21 protein-coding genes are annotated in these 23,126 nt (G+C 74.5%); 10 read left to right on the plus strand and 11 right to left on the minus strand.

Features of this window, described 5'->3' with window-relative positions; all coding sequences use genetic code 11:
• Positions 1 to 194 precede the first annotated feature (194 nt).
• Complete coding sequence (locus tag C892_RS28575) at positions 195 to 932, plus strand: class I SAM-dependent methyltransferase (protein WP_017556273.1); 738 nt, start codon at positions 195 to 197, stop codon at positions 930 to 932.
• Between the two features lie 3 nt (positions 933 to 935).
• Positions 936 to 1,904, plus strand: coding sequence for an LLM class flavin-dependent oxidoreductase (locus C892_RS0104675; protein ID WP_017556274.1), 969 nt, complete (start codon positions 936 to 938; stop codon positions 1,902 to 1,904).
• A 7-nt stretch (positions 1,905 to 1,911) separates the two neighbouring features.
• Here C892_RS0104675 and C892_RS0104680 read toward each other — a convergent pair whose 3' ends face one another.
• The 3 genes from C892_RS0104680 to C892_RS0104690 are packed head-to-tail and all read right to left on the minus strand — an operon-like array spanning position 1,912 to position 6,466.
• Positions 1,912 to 2,664 carry a hypothetical protein gene (locus C892_RS0104680; protein ID WP_017556275.1) on the minus strand — a complete coding sequence of 251 codons (753 nt, stop codon included), beginning with the start codon at positions 2,662 to 2,664 and terminating at the stop codon, positions 1,912 to 1,914.
• 14 nt (positions 2,665 to 2,678) lie between these two features.
• Positions 2,679 to 3,437 carry a leucyl/phenylalanyl-tRNA--protein transferase gene (locus tag C892_RS0104685; RefSeq protein WP_017556276.1) on the minus strand — a complete coding sequence of 253 codons (759 nt, stop codon included), beginning with the start codon at positions 3,435 to 3,437 and terminating at the stop codon, positions 2,679 to 2,681.
• Positions 3,437 to 6,466: a non-ribosomal peptide synthetase gene (locus tag C892_RS0104690; RefSeq protein WP_017556277.1), complete on the minus strand. Its 3,030-nt coding sequence runs from the start codon at positions 6,464 to 6,466 to the stop codon at positions 3,437 to 3,439. Before C892_RS0104690 ends, C892_RS0104685 begins: the two co-directional genes overlap by 1 nt.
• Positions 6,467 to 6,933: 467 nt before the next feature.
• On the opposite strand from C892_RS0104690, the gene C892_RS0104695 reads away from it, so the two are divergent.
• Positions 6,934 to 9,582 (plus strand): helix-turn-helix transcriptional regulator, encoded by a 2,649-nt coding sequence (locus C892_RS0104695; protein WP_017556278.1) that lies wholly within the window; start codon positions 6,934 to 6,936, stop codon positions 9,580 to 9,582.
• A 22-nt stretch (positions 9,583 to 9,604) separates the two neighbouring features.
• Here C892_RS0104695 and C892_RS0104700 read toward each other — a convergent pair whose 3' ends face one another.
• Both C892_RS0104700 and C892_RS0104705 read right to left on the minus strand, forming a co-directional pair.
• Positions 9,605 to 10,564, minus strand: a complete 960-nt coding sequence (locus tag C892_RS0104700; RefSeq protein WP_017556279.1) for a sugar kinase — start codon at positions 10,562 to 10,564, stop codon at positions 9,605 to 9,607.
• A gap of 151 nt (positions 10,565 to 10,715) precedes the next feature.
• On the minus strand, positions 10,716 to 11,246 hold the full coding sequence (locus C892_RS0104705; RefSeq protein ID WP_239647257.1) for a C40 family peptidase: 531 nt from the start codon (positions 11,244 to 11,246) through the stop codon (positions 10,716 to 10,718).
• A 397-nt stretch (positions 11,247 to 11,643) separates the two neighbouring features.
• On the opposite strand from C892_RS0104705, the gene C892_RS0104710 reads away from it, so the two are divergent.
• Positions 11,644 to 12,177 (plus strand): YybH family protein, encoded by a 534-nt coding sequence (locus tag C892_RS0104710; RefSeq protein WP_239647258.1) that lies wholly within the window; start codon positions 11,644 to 11,646, stop codon positions 12,175 to 12,177.
• A 78-nt stretch (positions 12,178 to 12,255) separates the two neighbouring features.
• Here C892_RS0104710 and C892_RS0104715 read toward each other — a convergent pair whose 3' ends face one another.
• Positions 12,256 to 12,840, minus strand: a complete 585-nt coding sequence (locus C892_RS0104715) for a TetR/AcrR family transcriptional regulator (protein WP_017541310.1) — start codon at positions 12,838 to 12,840, stop codon at positions 12,256 to 12,258.
• A 280-nt stretch (positions 12,841 to 13,120) separates the two neighbouring features.
• Here C892_RS0104715 and C892_RS0104720 point away from each other — a divergent pair, with 280 nt between their 5' ends.
• Positions 13,121 to 14,722 carry an MDR family MFS transporter gene (locus C892_RS0104720; RefSeq protein ID WP_017556282.1) on the plus strand — a complete coding sequence of 534 codons (1,602 nt, stop codon included), beginning with the start codon at positions 13,121 to 13,123 and terminating at the stop codon, positions 14,720 to 14,722.
• Between the two features lie 40 nt (positions 14,723 to 14,762).
• Here C892_RS0104720 and C892_RS0104725 read toward each other — a convergent pair whose 3' ends face one another.
• Positions 14,763 to 15,263, minus strand: coding sequence for a hypothetical protein (locus C892_RS0104725; protein WP_017556283.1), 501 nt, complete (start codon positions 15,261 to 15,263; stop codon positions 14,763 to 14,765).
• A gap of 123 nt (positions 15,264 to 15,386) precedes the next feature.
• On the minus strand, positions 15,387 to 15,689 hold the full coding sequence (locus C892_RS0104730) for a hypothetical protein (protein ID WP_017556284.1): 303 nt from the start codon (positions 15,687 to 15,689) through the stop codon (positions 15,387 to 15,389).
• A gap of 182 nt (positions 15,690 to 15,871) precedes the next feature.
• Here C892_RS0104730 and C892_RS0104735 point away from each other — a divergent pair, with 182 nt between their 5' ends.
• Genes C892_RS0104735 through C892_RS0104745 form a run of 3 tightly spaced genes read left to right on the plus strand, consistent with a single transcriptional unit; the run spans position 15,872 to position 17,159 of the window.
• Entirely contained in the window at positions 15,872 to 16,747 is an 876-nt protein-coding gene (locus C892_RS0104735) for a helix-turn-helix domain-containing protein (protein WP_239647259.1), read from the plus strand.
• Positions 16,744 to 16,944: a DUF397 domain-containing protein gene (locus tag C892_RS0104740; protein WP_017556286.1), complete on the plus strand. Its 201-nt coding sequence runs from the start codon at positions 16,744 to 16,746 to the stop codon at positions 16,942 to 16,944. The genes C892_RS0104735 and C892_RS0104740 overlap by 4 nt, the downstream gene beginning before the upstream one ends.
• A 32-nt stretch (positions 16,945 to 16,976) precedes the next feature.
• Positions 16,977 to 17,159 (plus strand): DUF397 domain-containing protein, encoded by a 183-nt coding sequence (locus tag C892_RS0104745; RefSeq protein ID WP_017556287.1) that lies wholly within the window; start codon positions 16,977 to 16,979, stop codon positions 17,157 to 17,159.
• 178 nt (positions 17,160 to 17,337) lie between these two features.
• Here C892_RS0104745 and C892_RS0104750 read toward each other — a convergent pair whose 3' ends face one another.
• The gene (locus C892_RS0104750; RefSeq protein ID WP_017541302.1) at positions 17,338 to 17,787 is read right to left on the minus strand and encodes a GNAT family N-acetyltransferase; all 450 of its coding nucleotides are present in this window, start codon (positions 17,785 to 17,787) and stop codon (positions 17,338 to 17,340) included.
• A 125-nt stretch (positions 17,788 to 17,912) separates the two neighbouring features.
• Complete coding sequence (locus tag C892_RS0104755) at positions 17,913 to 19,310, minus strand: F0F1 ATP synthase subunit B (protein ID WP_017556288.1); 1,398 nt, start codon at positions 19,308 to 19,310, stop codon at positions 17,913 to 17,915.
• 348 nt (positions 19,311 to 19,658) lie between these two features.
• Between C892_RS0104755 and C892_RS0104760 the strand changes: the two genes are divergently transcribed.
• Together C892_RS0104760 and C892_RS0104765 are read left to right on the plus strand one after the other, a co-directional pair.
• Positions 19,659 to 20,231 (plus strand): gamma carbonic anhydrase family protein, encoded by a 573-nt coding sequence (locus tag C892_RS0104760; RefSeq protein WP_017541300.1) that lies wholly within the window; start codon positions 19,659 to 19,661, stop codon positions 20,229 to 20,231.
• A gap of 168 nt (positions 20,232 to 20,399) precedes the next feature.
• The gene (locus tag C892_RS0104765; protein ID WP_017556289.1) at positions 20,400 to 20,639 is read left to right on the plus strand and encodes a hypothetical protein; all 240 of its coding nucleotides are present in this window, start codon (positions 20,400 to 20,402) and stop codon (positions 20,637 to 20,639) included.
• Here C892_RS0104765 and C892_RS0104770 read toward each other — a convergent pair.
• On the minus strand, positions 20,636 to 22,834 hold the full coding sequence (locus tag C892_RS0104770; protein ID WP_017541298.1) for a (Fe-S)-binding protein: 2,199 nt from the start codon (positions 22,832 to 22,834) through the stop codon (positions 20,636 to 20,638). The genes C892_RS0104765 and C892_RS0104770 overlap by 4 nt on opposite strands.
• Positions 22,835 to 23,126 lie beyond the last annotated feature (292 nt).

Consider the following 23,126-nt stretch of genomic DNA (forward strand, 5'->3'; position numbering starts at 1 on the left):
CCCGCGCCGGGGGCCGGTCAGGGCCGTCCTCGTTCGCGCCGCCCCCCGCCTGGGCCCCCTAGCCGCCCCCTGCCGCTCCGGGCGCCTCCCCTACCCGCGGGCCGCCGTTGACGACGCGTCCGGGCGCTGCGAGCGTCGGCGCCGGAACACCGCGCGGGGCCGCCGGCCCCGCGGGCGGAGGCGGAGGAGAGGCGATGACCGACCAGTTCGCGACCCTCGGGCAGGAGTACGACCAGACGCAGGAGCTGCCCTTCGTGCAGTACCTGGAGATGCCGGGCGTGCTCCCGGTGATCGGGGACGTCACCGGGCTCTCCGTGCTCGACGTGGGATGCGGCAGCGGCCTGTACACCCGGCTGCTCAAGCGGCGGGGCGCCCGCCGGGTCGTCGGCCTCGACCGGTCGGCCGGGATGGTCGACCACGCCCGCGAACAGGAGCGGCGCGACCCGATCGGCGCGGAGTACGTCCTGCGCGACGCCTCCGACACCGCCGGCCTGGGCACCTTCGACCTGGTGTTCGGCGCCTACGTGCTGCCCTACGCCGCCACGTTCGGCCATCTCGCCGAGATGTGCCGGGGGCTGGCCGACGCGCTCACCCCCTCCGGGCGGCTGGTCACGCTCGTGGCCAACGAGGACTTCAGCGACGAGCCCGGCTGGTACAGCCCCTACGGCCTGGGGCTGCGCAGCCGGAACGGGCGCGGCGACGGCGCCCCGCTCGTGCTGACCGTCTCCGCCGGGGACTCCGGGTTCAGCGTGGAGGCCTACCACTGGCGGGAGGAGACCTACGCCCGCGCCCTGCGCGGGGCCGGGTTCACCGCGCCCGAGTGGAGCGACATGGCCCCGTCCGAGGAGGGCGTGCAGCGCTACGGCGCGGAGCACTGGCAGGCCTACCTCAGCCGGCCGCACGCCCGCATCGTCTCCTGCACGAAGGCCTGACCGGTGCGGCTGAGCGTGGTGCTGCCCGGGACCGGCCCCCTGCACGGGGAGCTGGCCCTGGCCGAGGCGGCCGAGCGGGTGGGCCTGGACGGCGTGTGGTGCGCCGAGCACGTGGGGCACGCGAGCGCGGTCGTGCCCGCGGCCGCCGTGCTGTCCCGCACCGACGCGGTGGACGTGGGGCTGGTCGGGCCGGCGCCGCAGAGCCGCCACCCCGGGGTGACCGCCATGGAGGCGGCCTCACTGGCGGAGCTGGCCCCCGGCCGGGTGCGGCTGGCGGCCGGCACCGGCGTCCCCGAGCTGATGGCGCGGATCGGCGCGGACGCCGCGCGCCCCCGGACCGCGGCCCGGGCGTTCCTGCGCGACCTGCGCGCGTGCCTGTCCGACCGCCGGGTGCACGGCGGCCACGAAGAGGGCGGGGCGGCGGGCGGGTGGGCCTTCGACGGGTTCCGGCTGGACCGGGCCGGCGCCGCTCCGGCGCCGCCCGTCGACCTGTGCGCGGTCCGTCCGCGCATGGTGGAGCTGGCGGCGACCGCCGCCGACGGCCTGTCCCTGAGCGCCGGGGCCTCCCGGGGCTACCTGCGCTCGACCGTCGCCGCCGCCCGCGGCCACCTGGAGCGGCTCGGGCGCGACCCCGCCGGGTTCCGCGTCTGGGCGGTGGCCGCGGTCTCGGTGGGGCCCGATCGGCGGGAGGCCCTCGAACGCCTGGCCCCGGTGCTGGCCGGGCTGCTCCCGCCGCCGGTGGCCGGGGTGCTCGCGGCCGACGCGCTCGGCCCCGGGCAGGAGGCGCCGGACGCGGACGCGGCGGGGCGGCTCGCCTTCGCCGGCTCCTACCGGGACGTCCCCCGCCTGGTCGAGGAGTACCGGGCGACCGGGATCGACGAACTCGCCCTGTGCTGGCTCGACGGCACGGACGGGACCGCCCCCGCCGACCGGGAGCGCATCCTCGCCGACGCCCGCGCCGCCGCGGGGTGAACCCGCCTCACAGGCGGTGGTGGACCCACACGTTCGGCTCCACGTACACCGCCTGGTCGGCCGCGGTGTCGGCGACCACCGGGACCAGGCCGCCGGGGACCTCCACCGGGCCGTCGGCGGTGAACGGCAGCCCCGTCCACTCCCGCCACTGGGCCAGGGCGCCCGCGACGGTCATCGACGCCGGGCACACCCCCGCGACCCGCGCCCCCAACCGGACGTGCAGCCGGAGCCACGGGTCCTCGGGCAGCCCGTCACCGCGCACCCGCGCCGCGTAGGCGGCCAGATCGCGCCCGGACCCGGGCTCCTTGCCGGTGGGGCGCAGCGGCCCGGCCATGTCCCGGTGCCCCAGCCCGCGCATCCGCGCGCGCACCTCCTCCAGCATCCGCCGCGCCAGCCCGCGGCCGCGCATCCCGTCGGCCACCGCGGCCTCCAGCAGGCACACCGCGGGCGCCCGCTCCCCCGCGAACGACGCCCCCGCCGCCAGCGCGAGCGCCCCGTCCCAGCCGGTCCCCGGCAGGGACGCGGGGTCGCCGTCCCACGGGAAGGGCACCGCCTCCGCCCGGGCCACGACCCGGTCGTCGGCGTCGACCAGCGCGAGCTGGTACTCGGGGTGGCGCTCGAAGATCCACCCGGACATCGCCAGCACCGGCGAGCGCAGCACGAACCCCGGCCATGCGGTGGGCATCGCGAGCACGTCGCCGAGCAGCCCGGGGCGCTCCTTCAGGCTGACGGCGCTCAGCGCCCGGTCCTGTGCCCCCATCGCGGACTCCTCTCTCATCCGGCGAGCCTCCGGGCAGGCCGCTCCTCGGCGGGCGGCGGGCCGGTGTCGGCGGCCCGCTCCTCCAGCAACCGCAGGTACTGCGCACGGGAGACGGTGCGGGCGCCGATCAGCCCGCCCAGTGCCGCCTCCTGCTGCATGTCGATGGCGAACCCGCCCACGGCGGCGAAGCGCTCCGCCAGGTCGAACAGGGCGACCTTGGACGCCCCGGCGCGGCGGTGGAACATCGAGTCGGCGGTGAACACGCCGCCCACCCGGGACCCGAAGACGCCGCCGACGAGCTCGCCGTCCTCCCACACCTCCACGCTGTGCGCCCGCCCCTGGACGTGCAGCCGCTCCAGCGACGCGGCCAGCTCATCGGTGATCCAGCGCGGTTCGCGGCCCGCCGTGCACTCCCGCACCACCCGCGCGAAGCAGGCGTCGGCGGTGGTGGTCCACGCCAGCCGGTTGCGCAGGGCCTGGCGCATGCTGCGGCTCACCCGGACCTCGTCGACCAGGACGATCGCCCGCGGGTCCGGCGAGCACCACGCCACCGTGTAGGGGTCCCCCTCACCGAGCAGGCGCACCTGTCCCGCCTCCACCCGGTCGGCGAAGAAGGCCTCGTTGAACAGGGCCTGCTCCTCGGTGGGGGCGGGGAAGGGGTACAGGCCCGCCCGCTGGGCGTCGGCGATGCTCTGCGGGCCGATGTCGGCGCAGAAGGCGATGGGCCCCTCGGCCGGCGCCTCCGACAGGTCGAGCTCCTTCCAGCGGGACATCAGGCGCCTCCCAGGTAGCCGATGGAGGTGAGGTGGCGGATGTAGGAGTCGAGCATGTCCGCGTCCACGGGCGGGACACAGATCCCCGAGCCCTGGAGCGCCTTGTCCACGTTGTTCCTGGTGAACACGGGGAACGCGGTCTCCAGGTACATCTCCGCCACGCTCATCTCCCCGGTCGCGCAGCGGTCCACGAACAGCGGGACGAACGGCGCCATGGGGTGGCCGGGCCGCTCGACGGCGAGCGTGACCAGCTCCTCGATCCACTCCTCCCACGGGACCTCCTCGACCGGGTGGCCGTGCGCCCGGAGCCGGTCGGCCAGCAGGGAGATGTTCGCCTTGCCGGGGTTGGTCAGGTGGTAGACCTCGCCCTGGAGCGGGGCGGTGCGGGCGATGTGCGCCAGGGCCGCGGCGTACCGGTCGGCGGGCGTGTAGTCCAGGGGCAGCTCGGCCACCGGGCATTTGCCCGTGTCCACGATGAACCTCTTGACCGCGCACATCTCCGTCGCCGTGTTCCAGGCCCCCGAGACGGTGTCGCCGGAGATGTCGGCGGCGCGGAAGACCGACACCGCGAGCCCCTGGCGGGCCGCCTTCTGCAGCATGCGCTCGGCGACCCACTTGGTCTCCACATAGCCCACCGACAGGTGGTCGGGGTGGGCGAGCGGGGTGTCCTCGGTGACGTGCCGCACCCCGGCCGTGCCGTAGCCGGAGACCACCGCCATGGTGGACACGTAGTGGACGGGGATGTTGCGGTAGCGGGTCGCCAGCCGCAGGATCTCCCGGGTGCCCTCGACGTTGGCCCCGCGCAGCCGGGAGTAGGGGTAGACGAAGTTGACCTCCCCGCCCGGGTGGTGGACGGCGTCGACGGTGCGCGCCAGGCGGTCGAAGTCCTCCTCGGACAGGCCGAGCCGCGGCTCGGCCAGGTCGCCGGGCAGGGGCACGATGCGCTCGGCGACCCCGGGGGCCGTCAGGTCGTCCGGGAAGTAGGCGCGCGCGTTGGCGCGGATGCGCTCCAGGGCGTGCTCCCCGCTCCCGGCCCGCACCAGGCAGTGCACCCGCGCGCCGGTGGTGGCCAGCAGCTCGCGCAGCAGGTGCGCTCCGAGGAAGCCGGTCGCCCCGGTGAGGAGGATCTCCCCGGGGTCGCTCCGGCGCGGGGCGGGCCCTTCGGGGTCGCGCCGGACCTCCACCCCGGGCTCGGCCTCGGCCTCGAACTCCTCGGCGGTGAGCCCGCGCCCGCCGTCGAGCCGCCCGGCCCGGGCCTCGCGCACCGCCCCGGCGAACGACCGCAGCACCGGCTCCTGCAGCAGGACCCGGATGAGCGGGCGCACCTGGGTGATGGGCACCGAGAAGGCGGCGCGGACCTTGGCGGTCAGCTCCGAGGCGAGGATGGAGTCGCCGCCCAGTGCGAAGAAGTCCGCGTCCGGGCCGACCTCCCGCACCCCCAGGACCTGCTCCCACAGGCGCGCCATCCCGCGCTCGAACCCGCTCGCCGACGCGTCCGCGGACGCCGGTTCGGAGGGCGCCGTGTCGGAGGGCGCCTCGGGGACGGGCAGGCGGGCGCGGTCGACCTTGCCGCTGGGGTGCAGCGGCAGCGCGCCGAGCCGGACGAACACCTCGGGCACCATGTGCGCGGGAAGGGCGCGGCCCAGCTCCTCGCGCAGCGCCGCCTCGGCCTCGGCGGCGCCGGGCGCCCCGGCGGCCGGGGTGTAGTAGGCGGCGAGCACGGTGCGGCCGCCGCGCTCGACCGCGTTCACCGCGCCGGCGCCCACCGCGGCGCACCCGCCGAGCGCCGCCTCCACCTCGTCCGGCTCGACGCGGAAGCCGCGGATCTTCACCTGCCGGTCGGCGCGCCCGGCGATCTCCAGGTCCCCGGCGGCGTTGATGCGCCCCAGGTCGCCGGTGCGGTACAGGCGCGCGCCGGGCGCGGCGCCGGGCTCGTCCCGGAACCGCTCCCGGGTCAGGTCGGGGCGCCCGGCGTACCCGCGCGCGACGCCCGCCCCGCCGATCCACACCTCGCCGGTCCGGCCGTCGGCCACCGGGCGCAGGTCCGCGTCGAGCACCCGCACCTCGGTGCCGGGCAGCGGCCGGCCGACCGGGGCCGGGGCGCCGGGGCGCAGGTCGTCGGGGGTGATCGTCTTGACGCAGGTCGTGATGGTGGTCTCGGTGAGGCCGTAGGCGTTGACCAGGCGGACCCCGGGGAGCAGGCGCAGCGACCGCAGGCAGTCGTCGGCGGGGACGGCCTCCCCGCCGACGATCGCCAGGCGCAGGCCGGGCGGGACGGGGGCGCCCGACTCCAGCGCGTCGAGCACGCGGTGCCAGTAGAGGGGGGTCAGGTCCATGACGGTGACCCCGTGCGCGGCCAGGCGGCCGGGCATCTCGCTGGGCGCCCACGCGGTCTCGGGGAGCACCAGGGCCGCCCCGGAGACCAGGGCGACCGCCATCTGCTCGATGGAGGTGTCGAAGGACAGCGCGCCGAACTGCAGCACCCGGTCCTGCGGAGTGATGCCGTACTCGGCCGCCGCCGCGCCGCTCAGGTGCGCCAGGGAGCCGTGCTCGACCTGCACGCCCTTGGGGGCCCCGGTCGAGCCGGAGGTGAAGACGAGGTACGCGAGGTCGCCGGGGCACGGCGCCGGTCCGGGGTTCTGGGCCCCTGCGGGCGGCGGCTCGGCGGCGGCGCCCACGGTCACCCGGGGCAGGTGTCCGAGCCCGGCGGGGAGCGCGGGCGCGCCCTCGGCCGCCACGACGGCCGCGCAGCCGGACTCCCGGGCGAGCAGTTCCAGCCGCGCGTCCGGGGTGCCGTACTCGACCGGCAGGTAGACCGCCCCGGCCTTGAGGGCGCCGAGGAAGGCGGTCACGCTGTCCACGCCCCGCTCCAGGCGGACCATGGCGACCGCGCCCCGCCCCGCCCCGGCGGCGGCCAGGCGGACGGCCAGGTCGTCGGAGGCCGCGTCGAGCTCCCGGTAGCTCACCTGCCGCCGCCCGTGCACCAGGGCGACCGCGTCGGGATGCGCCCGGGCCCGCCGCCGGAACATCTCCGGCACCCCCGCGCGGGCAGGTGGCCCCGTACGGACAGGGGGTGCGGTATCGGTCCGATCGCTGCGCAATTCCGCCTCCAGAACTCCGGTACCCGTACCGGGCACGGGCCGCCCGGCCGCATGCCATGCAAGGCCAGGAGACGGGCGCGGCACACCCCTAGTGCTCCCCTATCCGGCGCCGACGGTGGCGGACCCGCCCCCTACCGCGCACGCCCGGGCCGGACACGGGCCCGGGCCGCTGGCCTGTTCCGGCCAGGCCCCCCGCGGGGGCCCACGGGGGCGTGCGCCGCTCAGGCCGGGAAAGGTCCGCAACCCTCCGCGGGGGCCCAGGTCAGGTCGGTCCCCAGGGGCGTCGCCGGGCCCCGGGCGGCCGGCCCGGTCCGGGTTAGCATGCGGCGACGGTCAAGGGCCCGCCCTCCGTCCCTCCCCCGCAGGACCGCGCCGCGCGGCAACAGGAGCTGACGATGGAGTCGACCGCACGCGAGACCGAGCTCGGGATCCTCACCGGACTGCTGACGGAGTGCGGCGGCGGTGCCGGCCGGATCGGCATGGTGATGGGGCCGCCGGGGTTCGGCAAGACACGGCTGCTGAACGCCTTCGCCGGCGCGGTCGCCGACCGGGGGCTGCCGCTGGCGGCGGCGTCCTGCACGCGTGCCGACCGCCAGGTGCCGCTCGGCACGGTGCGCCAGATCGCCCAGGGGCTCGCCGCCCCGCCCGCCGACCTCGGCGCCCCCGACCTGGCCCACCGGCTGTGGGAGGCGCTGGCGGCGGGCGCCGCCGGCGGGGCGCTGGTGGTCGCCGTGGACGACGCCCAGCACGCCGACCCGCACTCGCTGGAGGTGCTCGAACACGTCGCGCACCGGTTGCGGGGCAGCCGGGTGCTGCTCCTGCTGGCGGCCGACGACGCCCCGGGCAGCGGCCGCCCCCACCGGGTGCTGGCCGACCTGGCGCACCACCCGCTGTGCCGGAGGGTCCGGCTGGCCCCGTGCTCGGCGGACGAGGTGGCGCGGATCTCCGTGCAGCTCCTGGGCCGGCCGATCGGCCCGGACGCGGCCCGGAACGTGCACCGGTGCAGCGGCGGCAGCCCCCTGCTCGTCCAGTCCCTGCTGGAGGACCTGGACGGGGCCGACGAACCGCCCGCCGCGCCGCGCGCCTACACCGCCTCCGTGGCGGCGCTGCTTCCGCGCCTGGGCCGCGCCCCGCTCGACGCGGCCCGTGCGGCCGCCGCGCTCGGCCGCTGGTCGGGGCCGGGCGCCGTGGCCGAGCTGCTGGGCGCCGAGGTGCCGGCGGCGGAACGCGCACTGGACCGGCTGGGCCGGGTGGGCCTGGCCGAGCGCGGCGTGCTCCGCCACCCGGCGGCGCGCGCCGCCGTGCGGGAGGAGATGGACCCGCGGGAGCGGCGCACCCTGGACACCCGGGCCGCCCGGCTGCTGCACCGCCGGGGCGCGCCCGCGGCGGATGTGGCCGAGGCCCTGCTCTCCGGCGCGGACACGGGGGCGGACTGGGTGCCCGGGGTGCTGCGGGAGGCCGCCGACCACGCGCTGGCCGCCGGGGACCCGCCGTTGGCCGCCCGGTACCTGCGGGCGGTGGTCGAGGGGGGCGGGGAGGGGGAGGACCCCGGTGCCGTCCTCGCCCTGGCCCGGGCCGAATGGCGGTCCAGCCCGGCGGCCGCGGCGGCGGTCGCCCTGTCGCTGCCGACGTGGGACCTCCCGCTGCCCCCCGCGGACCTGCGGTGGCTGCTGGAGCTGGCGCTCTGGCACGGGCGCACCGACCGGGCGGCCCAGGCCCGGCGGGCGCTGGAGCGGGCGCCGGCCGCGGCCGGGCCGTGGGTCGCGGCCACCCACCCGGAGCAGGAGGAGCGGCCGGGTCCGCCGACCGCCGCTCCCGGCGCCGGGGGCGGCGCGGCCGCCGTGCTCGCCCGCCTCCTCGGCTCGGGGTCGGCCGAGGGGGTGGACGGCGTGGCGCCGCTGCTGCGCTCGGAAGGCCTCGGCGGGGAGGACGCCGCCGGGGTCGAGGCCGCCCTGTCCTGCCTGGTCCACGCCGGCCGTGAGGCCGAGGCCGCGGAGCTCGCCGCCGTCCTGCACCACCGTGCGGACCGGCGCGGGTCGGCGACGTGGAGCGCGGTGCTCGGGGCGCTGCGGGCGCGGATCGCGGTGCGCCTCGGCGACCTGCCGGAGGCGGCCCGCCTCGCCCAGGCCTGCATGGACGCGGTGCCGCCGCGCGGGCTGGGGGTCTTCGCCGCGGTCCCGATCGCCGCGCTGGTGGAGGCCCAGACCTGGCGCGGGCGCCTGGAGGAGGCCGAGCGGTGCCTGTACCACCCGCTGGCGCCGACGACGCTGCGGACCCGGTACGGGCTCTCCTACCTGGCCGCCCGGGCCCGGTTCGCGCTGGCGGCGGGGCGGCCCCGCTCGGCGCTGGAGGACTTCCGGGCCTGCGGGGAGCGGGTGCGGTCCTGGGGGCTGGACACGCCGGCGCTGGTGCCCTGGCGGGACGGGGCGGCCGAGGCGCTGGCGGCGCTGGGCGACCGCGAGGGGGCCCAGACGCTGGTGGAGGAGCAGCGCGCCCTGAACGCGCCCCGCACGGCGCGGGTGCGCGCCCGCGAGCTGGTGGTGCTCGCGCAGACCCGGGAGGCGGCGCTGCGCCCGCCGCTGCTGCGGGAGGCGGTGGAGCTGCTGCAGGGCGGCGACGCCGCGCTGGACCTGTGCCGGTCGCTGGCCGACCTCGGCCTGGCCATGTCGGCGCTCGGGGAGGCCGAGCGGGCCCAGGCCTTCGCCGAGCAGGCCGACCGCCTCGCCCACCGGTGCGGGGCCGAGCCGCTCCGCCGCTCGGTGGCGGGGGTGCTGCACCGCCCGGTCGCCGAGGAGGCGCACCCGGCCGGACCGCGCTGCGGGGGCGGTCTGAGCCCGACCGAGCGCCGGGTGGCGGCCCTGGCGGCGCTGGGCTACACCAACCGCGAGATCTCCCGGAAGGCGCACATCACGGTGAGCACGGTGGAGCAGCACCTCACCCGCGCCTACCGCAAACTCGGCGTGAAGGGCCGGGCCGAGCTGTCCCCGACCCTGACGATGCCGGTCCCGGGCGACCCGTCCCCCGCCGACCCGGCGTGCCGGTGACGATCGCGGCCCCGCGGGGGGCTCAGAGCACGGCCGAGCGCCATGCCTGGTCGTCCGCCGCCAGGAGGCGGTCGCGGACCCCGGGCGGGGGCGGGGGCGCCGTGTCGCCGGGCGCGCGCAGGCAGGACGCGGCCATCAGGTGGCCGAGCCGGAGCCGCTCCCGGACCGGCAGGCCCCGAAGCAGGCCGGACAGGAACCCCGCAGCGAAGGCGTCCCCCGCGCCCACCGGTTCGACGACCTCGGTCTTGAGCGCGGGCACGCGCACCCGGTCGCGGCCCGTGAAGCACACCGCGTCGTCGCCAGCGTCCTTGACCACCAGCAGCGGCACCCCCGGAAGCAGGGCCCGGACCTCCTCGGCGCCTCCGGCGCCCCAGAGCCGGGCCGCCTCGTCGGCGCCCACGAACACCGCGTCGGCCGCGGCCGCCAGCTCCAGCAGGCGCGGCGCCGCCCGCTCGGCGCTCCACAGCGCCGGGCGGTGGTTGACGTCGAAGGAGACCAGCGGGCCGCCGTGCGGGCGGTCCGGCGCCAGCAGCCGGTCCATCAGCGCCGAGCACCCCGGCGACAGCGCCGGGGTGATGCCGGAGGCGTGCACCAGGTGGGCCCCCTCCGGCAGCCGGGTCCGCGGGCCCATCGCCGAGGCGGCCGATCCGGTCCGGTAGTAGTGCACCCGGCTCCCGGCCGGGTCGGGGTCCTTCAGGTACAGCCCGGTGGGCCGGGCCGGATCGACCTCGACGGCGGCGGTGTCCACGCCGCGCGCCCGCAGCTCCGCGGCGACCATCCGCCCGAACGGGTCGTCGCCCAGCCGCCCGGCCCACGCCGCCCGGTGCCCCAGCGCGGCCAGCCCCGAGGCGACGTTGGCCTCGGCGCCGCCCGCGCCGACCGCGAGGTCTCCCCCGCGGTCGGCGGGCGCGCCGTCGGCCGGGGTCAGCACGGCCATGGTCTCCCCGACGCACACGGCCTCGGGACCGCCCGTCCGCCCCACCCGCGCCCCTTCCTGTCCCGGCCTGCGCACACCTGTGTCTCCGCGATACGGAAGGCACACCTTAACGGCGGGCGGGAGCCGCTTTCCACGGGTCGGGGCGAGGGCGCCGCGCTGCACAACGCTGAAGGGCGGATCCTATCGGCGGCCGGGATCAGCCGACTCTGCGGATGCCGGCGATGTGCGCCTGGTAGTAGTCGGCCAGCCGCACGACCTGCACGGTCTTTCCGGAGCTGGGCGCATGCACCATGCGGCCGTCCCCCAGCAGGATGCCCACGTGGGAGGGGCCGGAGTAGAAGAAGACCAGGTCCCCCCGGGACGCGTTCGCGCGTGCCACCGGGGTGCCGCGGCGGTACTGGTCGTGGGTGGTGCGGGGGAGGGTGCGCCCCGCCTTTCCGTAGGCCCAGGTGACGAGCCCGGAGCAGTCGAAGGCGTTCGGTCCGGCGGCGCCGTACCGGTAGGGCTTGCCGACCTGGTCGAGCGCGTGCCCGACCGCCGTGCGCGCGACCGTCGAGGCGGGCGCGGCCGGGGCGGCCACCGCCTCGGTGGCGCCGAGGACGAGCAGCGCCGATAAGAGGGTCGTCGCCCGGGCCGCGGTGCCCGGACGCCGACCACCGGTACTTCGATGAGTGATCTTCTCGTAACACAGGGTAGTTATCCGCACCATGCGGGTCCTCATGCTCATCACCGCTCCCCCTTCGGGTGCGCTCGGGTCCCGGCCCGCGCCCAACGGCGGGGCCGCACGGCCTAACGGAAGCACACCGTGGGCCGGGTTTCGGAGCACTCCTATGGCGCTGGCGTGTCGTCCTAAAATCCTGGCCAGGATCGCGCCATCCGGGATTGGCACGGCGGCGGACCGGGCAACAGGGGCCTCACGCCCCGTTCACGGGAGGACCGTGCCGCCCCTCCTCGCCGTTGATCTCGGGAAAGTCGGGGTAATACCGGCGAGTATTACCCCGACTTTCCCGAGATCAACGGGGGGCGGCCGGGGCCCGCAGAGTTCCACCACGCCAGCGGACACGACCGGGGCGGGCAGGGCACCGATTGACCTCAACCGGACTTCAGGATCCAGGGTGGAGTCCATGGACCTGAACGAGCAGCACGCGATCGAGGACCTGGTCGCCGCGCACACCCGGCTGTGGATCGACCACGACATGGACGCCTGGGGCGCGTACTTCACCGAGGACGCCGACTTCATCACCCACCGCGGGCTGTGGTGGCGCACGCGGGCCGAGAACGTCGACGGGCACAAGGACGTGCCCGCCTCCGTCCTCGCGCAGAAGGCGGACTACACCCAGGAGGTGGCGAGCGTCCGGGAGATCGCCCCGGACGTGGCCCTTGTCCACACCCTGTGGACATGGCCCGGGCACCGCCTTCCGGGCGCGCGCCCCGCCGAGGACCGCAGCGGGATCATCACGCTCGTCCTGGTCCGCCGCGACGGCGAATGGAGGATCCGCGCCGCGCACAACACCCGCGACAACGGCCGGGACGACTTCGCCCCGGAGGCAGCCGGGCCGTCCGGGACATCCGACGAGGGTGCCGCCCCTCGCGCTGAGGCCGGGGGCCGGATTCTGTCGGCATCCGAACCTACTCTCAATGCCCCGTCCCGCCCCTGAAATGAGTCTGTCCCGAGCCCTGAATCGCATCCCCTGACCGCACCCCTGGATGTGCGGAGGCCCGTGGCGGATCTCCTCCTACGGCTCCCCGGCCAGGCAGGCCTCGATCACCGTGGTCAGGCGCTCCACCAGGACGTCCGGTTCGAGGTCGTGGAGGGAGGTCGCCCCTTCGAGGCGGCGCACCAGGCCGACGCCGAGGAGCACCGACGCCACCAGGGACGCCCGCGCCCGGGCCTCCGGGCCGCCGATCGCCTCCGCCAGCGGGCCGATCACCGCGTTCTTCAGCCGCTCCTCGTGCACCGACTTCAGGTCCGGGTCGCCCGCCGAGTGCTCCAGGGCCCGCCCCAGCGGGGTGCCGCCGGCCAGGGTGCGGTACACGAGGTGCTCGGCGAGCCGCCGGGGCAGCCCCTCCCGGTCGCCCTCCACGATGCCCGGGAACGCAGCCTCCTCGGCGATGACCTCGGCCAGCAGGCCGCGCTTGGCCCCGAAGTAGCGGTTGATCAGGGCGACGTTCACCCCCGCGTGTGCGGCGATGCGGCGCGACGACACCGAGGCGTAGCCCTCGCTGGTGAACAGCTCGCGCGCGCTGTCCAGGATGCGCTGGCGCGTGGCCTCCCGGTCGCGCGCCCGCCCGGCGCACCCGCCCTCCTCCGGCCGCTCCATCGGCGCTTCTCCCCGTCCTGCCTCCGGTCCGTCGCCCTCATCGTCGCACGCGGCGCCGGCGTCCCTGCCGTCCCGGCTTGACAAGTCAACACTGTTTACTTATACCGGAGGGGAGAATCGGCCCTCCCCTCATCCCACGACCGGCCCGCCGCACGGCGGCCTCTGCGGCGTGCTCCGCGGCGTGCCCGCGCACGCCGACCGGGTGCGGGGCGGGCCCCGGCGTGTCCGGGCGGGGTCCCGTGCCCGGCGCGCACCGACGAGCGTCGAGGGGGAGAACGCGTTGGCAGAGCAGGCGATCACCGACCGGTCGGAGGCGGGCCGCCCTGTGGACCCGCCGGGCCCCCGCTACACCCGGCGCCAGGTGATCGAGATCCTCGCGGGCCTGATGCTCGCGATGCTGACGTCGATGCTCACCACCTCGATCGTGGGCACCGCGCTGCCGACGATCGTCGGCGAGCTGGGCGGACAGGACAAGCTCTCCTGGGTCGCCAGCGCCACCCTGCTCACGATGACCGCCTCCACCCCGCTGTGGGGCAAGCTCTCCGACATCTGGGGCCGCAAGCTGCTGTTCCAGACGGCGCTGGTGATCTTCATCGGCTCCTCGGTCGCCGCCGGGTTCGCCCAGGACATGTCGTGGCTGATCGGCGCCCGCTTCGTGCAGGGCATCGGCGCCGGCGGACTGGCCACCCTGCCCCAGGTCATCCTGGGCGACGTGGTCGAGCCCCGCGAGCGCGGCCGCTACGCCGGCTTCCTGGGCGCCGTCTTCGGCGTCTCGACCGTCGCCGGCCCGCTGCTCGGCGGGTTCCTCGTGGACAGCCCGCTCGGCTGGCGCTGGTGCTTCTTCATCACCGTGCCGGTCGCCGCGGCCGCCTTCATCACCATCCAGCGGCTGCTGCGGCTGCCCCGGCGCCCGCGCGGCGGCGCCCGCGTCGACTGGCAGGGCGCCTCGTGCATCGTCGGCGCCGCCGGCCTGGCCATGCTGGTGCTCAGCCTGGGCGGCAAGGAGTTCGACTGGAACTCCGCGCCCACCTACCTGATGTCGGCCGGCGCCCTGGTGCTCGCCGGGCTGGCGGTGGTGGCCGAACGCCGCGCCGCCGACCCGATCCTGCCCCCGCGGCTCTTCGCCGACCGCACCTTCGTGCTCTCGGCCGCCGCGTCGATGTGCGTGGGCATGGCGATGTTCGGGGTGATGATCTACTTCCCGCAGTACCTGCAGATCGTCAAGGGCATGAGCCCCACCGCCTCGGGCCTGATGACGCTGCCGATGGTGCTGGGTCTGCTCGCCGCCTCGGTCACCTCCGGCTTCCTGGTCAGCCGCACGGGCAAGTGGAAGCGCTACCCGGTCGCCGGCACGGTGCTGATCGGGGCCGGGTTCGGCGTGCTGTCCACCCTGGAGGTCGGGTCGTCGCTGGTCCTGGTCGGCGCCGGGGTCGGGCTGATCGGCCTGGGCCTGGGGCTGTCCATGCAGATCCTCATCCTGGCCGTGCAGAACGCGCTGCCCCGCGCCGACATGGCCGCCGCGACCTCGGCGGTGTCGTTCTTCCGCAACCTGGGCGGCGCGTTCGGGGTGGCGGTCTTCGGCGCGGTGATGACCGAGCGGCTCCACTCCGAGCTGGAGACGATGGCCCGGAACGCGGCCGAGGCGGCCGCCGAGGCCGAGGCGCAGGGGCTCCCGGCCCCGGAGACGCCGCAGCTGTCGGAGAAGGCGCTGGGGTCGCCCGACGCGATCCACGCCCTGCCCGCCGCCGTGCAGGACGGGGTGATCGAGGCCTTCAGCACCGCCATGCACCAGGTGTTCCTGCTGGGCATGCCGATCGCCGTGGTCGGGTTCGCGCTGGTGCTGTTCTTCCGGCAGGTCCCGCTGCGCTCCGGCCGCGGCTGAGAGCGGGACGGCGGGGAACCCGAGCGCGGTCGGTCCGGGGTCACGGCGTCGGCAGGGTCGTTCCGAGGGCGGTCAGGAGTATCAGGGCCGGGCCGCACACCAGCGTCAGGGCCCCCACGGCGGTGCAGACGGGGCGGACCCGGTCACGGACGAAGTCGGCGATGCGGTGCCGCAGGAGGGGGCGGCGCATCCGGGCCAGGAAGCGGTCGTCGGCGTGGGCGGGCCAACGGTCGCCCGGGCGCATCCGGCCCAGGGACAGGGCCCGCAGATGGGCGACCAGGTCGCGGTCCTGCTTGGGGACGGGGAAGTCGTCCCGGGTCAGGTGCGGCGCGAACATCTCCGGCACGGCCTCCGGCACAGAGTCCGGCACGGGCTCGGGCGAGGCGGGCGGCGGAGGCTGGGCAGCGATGATCTCGGGGCGCACGGCCGCGAGGCGCCGGATGAGGCGGGCCAGCTCGGCGTTCTGCCGGGCGTCCAGGCCCCGGGGGTCCTGGGGGCCGCGGGTGGTGGGCAGGTTGCGGGTTCGGGTCAGGGTCGCCATGGCGTGCTCCAGGTACGGGGAGTGCGGGTGCGAAGAGGAAGTGCAGAGGAGTGGTGCGGGCGCCGCCCCCTCCCGGTACGGCGCCCGCAAGGGGCCGTGCACTCAACCGCGCAGGGCGCGGGGTCAGCGCACGGCGAGTCCGGCGTGGGCGACGGCGGCGGCCAGGACGTCCGCGCAGCGGGTGCAGGTGCGCGCGTGGGCCTCGATGGTGCGCGAGCGCCGGTCGACCTCGGGTCGGACCTGGTGGAGCGGGGCGCGGAAGTACTCGGAGATCCCGAGGGCGGCGGCGCAGCGCGACGGGAGCGGGTGGCAGAAGACGGCGTTGATGAGCGGTTGTTCGGTGCCCCGGCCGCTGCGGAAGAACAACCAGCCCCGCCCGGTGTAGTCGTCGCGCAGCTGCGGGCAGGGGTGGCGATCGGTCAGCATCCCGCCTCCCCGGGCGGAAGGTGACGAGACAACGTGCACCTCGGGTCGGACACAGAGGATATTTGCACCGAGATTCACCTCACGGTGTAGTCATCAGATGACTCAATGGTGAAGTGCAAACTTCAGATTTTCAAGCTCGATTATGAAATCAACAGATCTTTTGATCGCTCTAGACTGTGGCCATGCCGTCACGCCGCTCACTCCATAGCCCGACCGTCCGGCTGCGGCGCCTCGCTGCCGAGATGCGGCGCGCTCGGCTCACCTCCGGCTACGCCCAGCTCGGCGACGCCGCGAAGGCCCTCGGCTGGTCGGGGCCCAAGCTGAGCAGGATCGAGGACGCCAAGACGAGGTTCATCAAGCCGGACGACATCGACCATCTGTGCGACCTCTACGAGATCAGGGACGGCGCTGCCCGCGAGGCGCTTCACGCGCTCGCGAAGCAGGCCAGGGAGCGAGGTTGGTGGTCCGAGTACAAGGACGTCTTCGGCGACAACGTTCTGCCGGACTTCGAGACCGAGGCATCGATGATCAGGGCCTATGAAGGGCTCGTGATCCCAGGCCTCCTCCAGACCGCCGACTACACGGAAGCCGTGTTCCGCGGAGGTCAGGCGCACCCGGACGACGTGGTCGAACGACACGTTGCTGCGCGCATGGAACGACAGCAGATCCTCAACCGCCACAGACCTCCGCACTTCTCCGCCGTCATCGACGAAGCCGCCCTCCGTCGACGGGTACGGGAACCCGAGGTCATGCGCGACCAGCTGGAACACCTGATGAACATGGCCACTCGGCACAACATCGACATCCAGGTTCTGCCGTTCGAGGCTGGTCCTCACGCTGCGACAACCGGCAGCTTTGCGATCATGGACTTTCCAAGTGAGATAGACCCCTCGATCGTGTACACAGAGACAGCCACCGGGCATGTCATCAGCGAAGGCGATGAAGCCGTCACGCGGTATGCCACCATCTTCGGGCATGTCCAGGCTGCAGCTCTGCGTGCGTCCGAATCGGTCGCCTTCATCAATCAGCTACTGGCCCAAGAGAGTGACCACCCATGAGCGAGACCACCCCGCGCCCGCTGGTCTTTCGGAAGAGCAGCTACAGCGCCAACAGCGCGAACTGCGTCGAGGTCGGCGAAACCGCAGCAGCTCAGAGCGTTGCCGTGCGGGACTCTAAGACCCCGACAGGACACCTCTCGTTCGCGGCCTCCGAGTGGCAGGCGTTCCTCGTGGACGTGAAGTCAGACAAGATCTGACCGCAACTGTCTTGCGTTCCGGTGGAGGGAACATGGAACAGCTCGCCTGGCACACCTCTACGTACTCCCCAAACGGTTCTAACTGCGTCGAGGTCCGGGAGCACGCCTACGGTGCAAACGTCCGGGACACCAAGCACAGGGACGCCGACCACCTCTCCTTCCCCGCCTCTGAGTGGCAGGCCTTCCTGGCCGGCGCCCTGTCTGACCAGCTCTAGTCCCCCATCACAGAAGCACACGGCCCCGGACGCCCTCCGGGACCGGTGTATGTCCGGTCCTCCGGGGGACCCTGCGCCGCTCGTGGCGCTCGGCAGTGCGGACGATCGACTCCGCCCACCTGTGTCCTCAGCCTGACCGAAGGGGACCGGTCTCGGAGGGAGGTGACGGGGAAAGGCCCTACAGGTAGCGGCGGAAACCCTGGGCGGAGTCGTCGAAGCCGAGGGCGCGGTAGAACCCGTGCGCCTCCTGCCGCCCGTCGTGGGAGAGCAGTTCCACCTTGTAGCAGCCGGCGCGGGAGGCCCGGTCCAGGGCGTCGTCCATCAGGGCGCGGCCGACCCCCGCGCGCCGACACGCGGCGTCCACCACCACGTTGTCGACGATCGCCCAGGGCTGGGCGTCGTGGGTCAGGCCCGCGACCACCATCAGGTCGAGGGTTCCGATGATCTGCCCGCGGCGCTCGGCCACCAGCACCGAGCGGTCGGGGTCGCCCTCCATCCGGGTCCACGCGCGCACGGCGGCCGAGGACATGCGGACGGTGCCGCCCTGCGCAGGCCGCCCGTCGCCGAGTTCGCGCAGGAGCCGCAGGATGGCGCCCAGGTCGGACCGAATGGCGGTGCGGATCATCATGGCTCAGGCATGGTAGCCGACCGGGGTGGACACATCCGACGTCGGCCCGCATACCGGGACGAACAAGGCCGGGGTCGGGGCGTGGAGCCCCGACCCCGGACCGACATGAGCCAACCCGGCGTCGATCAGGGCTTGATGATGCGGACCCCCTCGTTCTGCTCGGCGTCCTGCTGCGGCTGCTGCGGCTTCTGCGGCGCGGCGGGACGCTGGTGCACGGCGGTCGTGCCGGGGTCGTCCTGCTCGGCGACGGGCGCCGGGCGGCCGGCCTGCTGGGCCGCGGCCTCGGGCGGGGCGGGCACGTTGTAGCGCGCCCCCTGCGGGGTCGGCTGCGGCGCAGCGGGGCGCTGCTGGCCCTGCTGCCCCTGCTGCCCCTGCTGCCCCTGCGGCTGCTGGGGCTGCGCGGCCTGCTGCCCCTGCTGCCCCTGCTGCTGGGACTGCGGACGGGCGGCCTGCTGGGCCGTGGCGGGGTCGATCTTGACCGTCTCCTCGTCGGGCGCCTGCTGGCCCTGCTGGGACTGCTGGCCCTGCTGGGACTGCTGAGCCGGCCGGGCCTGCTGGCCCTGCTGCCCCTGCTGCGGCCCCGTCCCCTGCCGGGGAGCGGCCTGGGGCGCGGCCGGGGCCTTGCCTTCGGTCTTGCCGGGCTCGGCCTTGGCGGACGCGGAGGCGGAGTCGCCCTGCTCCCCCTTGGCGGGCTCGGCCGCGGCCGACTGCCCCGGCTTGTGCTGCTCCGGCTTGTGCTGCTCGGGCTTGTGCTGCTCGGGCTTGGACTGCTCGGCCTTGGGCTGCTCCGGCTTCGCCGCCTGGCCCGCCTTCGGCTCGGGCTTGGCGGACTCGGCCCCGTCCTCGCCGTTCTCCTCCCCCTCAGGGGTGTCGGGCTCCAGCGGCCCCGCGCTCTTCTCGGCCTGGAGCAGCTCGGCGAGGGTCTGGTGCATGTCGCCCAGGCGGCGCACCGCCTCGCCGTGGGTGGCGGTCAGGGTGGCCAGTCGGCGGTCGGCGGTGTCGTTGATCCGCTTGGCGCGCGCGTCGGCCTCGCCGACCTTGCGCTCGGCGTCCTTCTCGGCCTGCGAGCGGATCTGCTCGGCCTCCTGCTTGGCGGTGGAGACCAGGTCGTTGGCCTCGGAGCGGGCGCTGGAGAGCACGCGGTCGGCGTGCTCGTCGGCGTCCTTGCGGGCCTTGGCGGCGTCCTCCTCGGCCTTGGTGCGGATCCCCTCGACCTCTTCGTCGATCTTGGCCCGCTTCTCCTTGGCCTCCTCCTCCGCTATACGCAGGATGGTGGCCATCCGCTCGCTGATCTGCTCGTGCTCGGGCTTGACCGCGGCCTTCTCCTTGGCCTCGGCCAGTTCCCGGCGGAGCTGCTCCAGCTCGTCGTGGGCCCGGGCCAGCCGCTCCTGCAGATCCCGGATGTGGTTGTGGTTGCGCACCACGAAGTCGTCGACCTGGCGCTTGTCGTAGCCCTTGCGGGCGCTCGGGAACGCCTCCTCGCGCAGGAGGTTCGACACGATGTCTGAGTTCTGCTCGTTCATGTCCTAATCAACCGGGTTGGCGGCATGTCGGGGAAGGGTGACCCGCCCCCATCGCCCATCTTGCCCATTACGCCCGGATCACGCATCAGCGACATTCACATCTCGCCTATCGAGGGCCGGGGCAGGGCGTCGGCGGGGGTCCGAGCCGTATGCGTCGTATGCGAAGAGTGGCCTGGTGAACACCGGGAGGCGACCACGGTAGCCCTCGGTACCAGTGCGGCTCAATAGCCGGGTCCGACAGGTCTGCGTGCTCACCGCCCGCCGCATTACTAAGGTATTCGCGATCGGCGCCGCGCGGGGCCGGAGTCGGCGATCGACCGGCGGCGCGGGCCTGGGAGGGAGATCACGATGGCGGAGGCGGCGGCCCCGGGAGCGATGGTCGGCAAGGCGCCCTTCGGCGCCCCGTCGGTGCACGAGGAGGCCTGGATCGCACCGGGCGCGGTGGTCGTGGGCCGGGTGCGCATCGGTGCGCACAGCAGCGTCTGGTACGGCTCGGTGGTGCGCGCCGACACCGAGGACATCATCATCGGCGAGCGCTGCAACGTGCAGGACCAGTGCGGACTGCACTCCGACCCCGGCGAGCCCGCGGTGCTTCAGGACCGGGTCAGCCTCGGGCACCAGGCGATGGTGCACGGGGCGGTGGTCGAGCAGGGCGCGCTGATCGGCATCGGCGCACGCGTGCTCGGCGGCGCCCGGGTCGGCGCCGGGGCCCTGGTGGCCGCCGGCGCCCTGGTCCCCCCGGGCAAGACGGTGCCCCCGGGGACCCTGTGGGCGGGGGTGCCCGGCAAGGTCGTCCGCGAGCTCACCGAGGAGGACCGCGCGGTGTTCGCCGAGACGCCCGAGAAGTACGCGCGCTACGCGCGGATGCACCGCGAGGTCGTCTGGAACGAGGACGGAACGGGGCCGCACGCGGGCCCGTGAGCGTGTGCGGAGGGGGCGCCGAGGGGTCCGTACGGGCCCCTCGGCGCCCCTTCCGGGAGGGGACACCGTCCCCGGTGACTAGGGGCCGAATGGTCCTTCCGGGTCATGCGGCGCGAGGCTACCCGGGCGTAGCCTGTGGGACACTGCCGGCCCCTTGGAGGTGCGCGCATGGAGCCCCACATCGATGCGCGCCTGCAGGACGGGGACGCCCTGGAGGAGATCGAGCTCTACGCCGACGTGCTCATCGCCGCCGCCGGGGCCGAGCGGCCGCTGAGCACCGACGAGCTCGACCGCGTCCTGGGCGTGCACCCGCGGGCGCCGCGCGCCGCGACGAGCGCGGGGGCGGCGCCCCCGGGCCGTTCCGCCCGGTCGCGCCGCCCCCGCAAGAGCGCCCCTGAGAGCCGCTAGGCGTTCTCCTTCTCCGGCTCGGCCTGGCCGCCGTCGGGCCCGGAGTCCCCGCCCTTGATCGAGCGCAGGAGCAGCTGGGAGACGTCGACGACCTCCAGCGACTCCTTGGCCTCGCCCTGGGACTTCTTCTCGTTGATCGCGTCCCCGAGCATCACCTGGCAGAAGGGGCACGCGGTGGAGACGGTGTCGGGGTTCGTGGTCAGCGCCTCGTCCACCCGCTCGGTGTTGATGCGCTTGCCGAGCTTCTCCTCCATCCACATGCGGGCACCGCCGGCGCCGCAGCAGAAGCCGCGCTCCTTGTGCCGGTGCATCTCCTGGGTCTTGACCCCCGGCACCTGGGCCATGATGTCCCGCGGCGGGGTGTAGACCTTGTTGTGCCGCCCCAGGAAGCACGGGTCGTGGTAGGTGATGTTCTCCTCGATCGGCGTGACCGGGGTCAGGCGCCCCTCGTCCACCAGCTTGGCCAGCAGCTGGCTGTGGTGCACCACCTCGTACTCGCCGCCGAGCTGCGGGTACTCGTTGCCCAGGGTGTTGAAGCAGTGCGGGCAGCTGGCCACGATCTTGGTGGCGCCGACCTCGTTGAGCGTCTCCACGTTCTGCTGGGCCAGCATCTGGAAGACGTACTCCATGCCCAGGCGGCGGGCCGGGTCGCCGGTGCAGGCCTCCATGCCGCCGAGCACGGCGAACTTGACGCCCGCGGTGTGCAGCAGCTCGGCGATGGCCTTGGTGGTCTTCTTGGCGCGGTCCTCAAGGGCGCCGGCGCAGCCCACCCAGAACAGGTACTCGGTGCCCTCGGGAAGGGCGTCCTCGACGACCGGCACCTCGAAGTCGAGCTCGGAGACCCAGTCGAGGCGCTTGTCCTCGGCCATGCCCCACGGGTTGCCCTTGTTCTCCAGGTTCTTGAGCAGGGTGTTGGCCTCGGAGGGGAAGCTCGACTCGATCATCACCTGGTAGCGGCGCATGTCGAGGATGTGGTCGATGTGCTCGATGTCGACCGGGCACTGCTCGACGCAGGCGCCGCAGTTGGTGCAGGACCACAGGACGTCGGGGTGGATGACCCCGCCCTCCTCCTCGGTGCCCACCAGCGGCCGCTCCAGCAGGGCGAGCACGTCGGTGCCGGCGTGCGCGGCGTCCTCCTTGGCCTTCTCCTCCAGCACCTCGGGGGTCAGGCCCTGCATGAGGTAGGGGGCCTTGGCGTAGGCGTGCTCCCGCAGGTCCATGACCAGCTTCTTGGGCGAGAGCGGCTTGCCGGTGTTCCAGGCCGGGCACTGCGACTGGCACCGGCCGCACTCGGTGCAGGTAGTGAAGTCGAGCAGGCCCTTCCAGGTGAAGTCCTCGATCTTGCCGGCGCCGAACGGGTCCTCGTCGGGGTCGGCCTCCTCGAAGTCGAGCGGCTTCTGCCCGGTCTTGTCCATCATCGGCTTGGCCGCGCCGAGCGCGGGCGAGCCGTCGGTGTTGCGCTTGAAGTAGATGTTGACCGGCGCGGTGAAGCGGTGCCAGCCCACGCCCATGGTCAGGACCAGGGCCAGCACCATGAAGAAGACCCACGAGATGATCAGCTTGAACGCGGCCACCAGGGCCAGGCCCGGCTCGCTCGGCGGCAGCACCGCGCCCACGGCGTGCGAGAGCGGGGTGGCCCAGACCGGGAACGGGAAGTCGCCGAGGGCCACCTTGAAGCCGCGGATCACGAAGATGCTGACGAGCAGCAGGAAGATGTAGGACTCGACGTAGTACGCCTGCCAGCTGCGGGAGTTGTCGAAGCGCGAGGCGCGGCCCAGGCGCTTGGGGTTCTTGATCTGGCGGTAGACCGCCAGGCCGGTGATCGCGACCAGGCTGACGCCGGCGATCACCTCGATGGCCAGGCCGTAGATCGTCCAGTCGTGGATCAGCGGCAGGTGGAAGTGCGGGTCCCAGACCTCCCCGTGCGCCTCGGCCACGGTGAAGACCAGCAGCGGGAACGACACCATGACGAACCAGTGCGCCACGCCGACCCAGCGCCACTTGAGCATGCGCGTGTGCCCGAGCGACTCGATGAGCATGGTCGTCAGGCGCTTGCCGAAGGGCCCCTTGCGGTCCTTCTCCACCGGTCGGCCGACGCCCACGGTCCGCACCATTTGGCGGATGCCAAAGGCGAACAGGGCGACCCCGACCACGGCGAAGAGGGTCGTCACGACCCCCAGAACGATGTAGAGCATCGCCCGCGGCCTCCCAATCCTGCTGTCGTGGTCAACAACCCCGGCGCGCCACACACCGGGTCCCAACAGATGTTACTAGCGAGTAATGGCGCGCTCGGCACCGACCCGCTCCGATCGTCCCGCCCCCGGGGTCGAGCGCCTCCCCCGGATCCGCCAATGATCCACCAAAACATCGCCGAGGCGGGAACAAGCACACCGCCCCCCGCGTTGCACGGATTGCGGTCGAACTTGAGTCGAGGGCACTCAAGTGATTTGACAGCCGACGCCGGACGAAGCAAACTTTCGCCCGTAA

This window comes from Nocardiopsis baichengensis YIM 90130 (assembly GCF_000341205.1).
GTDB lineage: Bacteria > Actinomycetota > Actinomycetes > Streptosporangiales > Streptosporangiaceae > Nocardiopsis_A > Nocardiopsis_A halophila.

Bases quoted from the DNA above. Each gene is read 5' to 3' on its own strand.
- C892_RS0104770 (WP_017541298.1), bottom strand. From the start codon at position 22,834: ATGCTCTACATCGTTCTGGGGGTCGTGACGACCCTCTTCGCCGTGGTC.
- C892_RS0104735 (WP_239647259.1), top strand. From the start codon at position 15,872: ATGCCGTCACGCCGCTCACTCCATAGCCCGACCGTCCGGCTGCGGCGC.
- C892_RS0104745 (WP_017556287.1), top strand. From the start codon at position 16,977: ATGGAACAGCTCGCCTGGCACACCTCTACGTACTCCCCAAACGGTTCT.
- C892_RS0104710 (WP_239647258.1), top strand. From the start codon at position 11,644: ATGGACCTGAACGAGCAGCACGCGATCGAGGACCTGGTCGCCGCGCAC.
- C892_RS0104750 (WP_017541302.1), bottom strand. From the start codon at position 17,787: ATGATGATCCGCACCGCCATTCGGTCCGACCTGGGCGCCATCCTGCGG.
- C892_RS0104685 (WP_017556276.1), bottom strand. From the start codon at position 3,437: ATGTCCCGCTGGAAGGAGCTCGACCTGTCGGAGGCGCCGGCCGAGGGG.
- C892_RS0104715 (WP_017541310.1), bottom strand. From the start codon at position 12,840: ATGGAGCGGCCGGAGGAGGGCGGGTGCGCCGGGCGGGCGCGCGACCGG.
- C892_RS28575 (WP_017556273.1), top strand. From the start codon at position 195: ATGACCGACCAGTTCGCGACCCTCGGGCAGGAGTACGACCAGACGCAG.
- C892_RS0104690 (WP_017556277.1), bottom strand. From the start codon at position 6,466: ATGTTCCGGCGGCGGGCCCGGGCGCATCCCGACGCGGTCGCCCTGGTG.
- C892_RS0104695 (WP_017556278.1), top strand. From the start codon at position 6,934: ATGGAGTCGACCGCACGCGAGACCGAGCTCGGGATCCTCACCGGACTG.
- C892_RS0104730 (WP_017556284.1), bottom strand. From the start codon at position 15,689: ATGCTGACCGATCGCCACCCCTGCCCGCAGCTGCGCGACGACTACACC.
- C892_RS0104765 (WP_017556289.1), top strand. From the start codon at position 20,400: ATGGAGCCCCACATCGATGCGCGCCTGCAGGACGGGGACGCCCTGGAG.
- C892_RS0104725 (WP_017556283.1), bottom strand. From the start codon at position 15,263: ATGGCGACCCTGACCCGAACCCGCAACCTGCCCACCACCCGCGGCCCC.
- C892_RS0104760 (WP_017541300.1), top strand. From the start codon at position 19,659: ATGGCGGAGGCGGCGGCCCCGGGAGCGATGGTCGGCAAGGCGCCCTTC.
- C892_RS0104705 (WP_239647257.1), bottom strand. From the start codon at position 11,246: ATGAGCATGAGGACCCGCATGGTGCGGATAACTACCCTGTGTTACGAG.
- C892_RS0104755 (WP_017556288.1), bottom strand. From the start codon at position 19,310: ATGAACGAGCAGAACTCAGACATCGTGTCGAACCTCCTGCGCGAGGAG.
- C892_RS0104680 (WP_017556275.1), bottom strand. From the start codon at position 2,664: ATGGGGGCACAGGACCGGGCGCTGAGCGCCGTCAGCCTGAAGGAGCGC.
- C892_RS0104740 (WP_017556286.1), top strand. From the start codon at position 16,744: ATGAGCGAGACCACCCCGCGCCCGCTGGTCTTTCGGAAGAGCAGCTAC.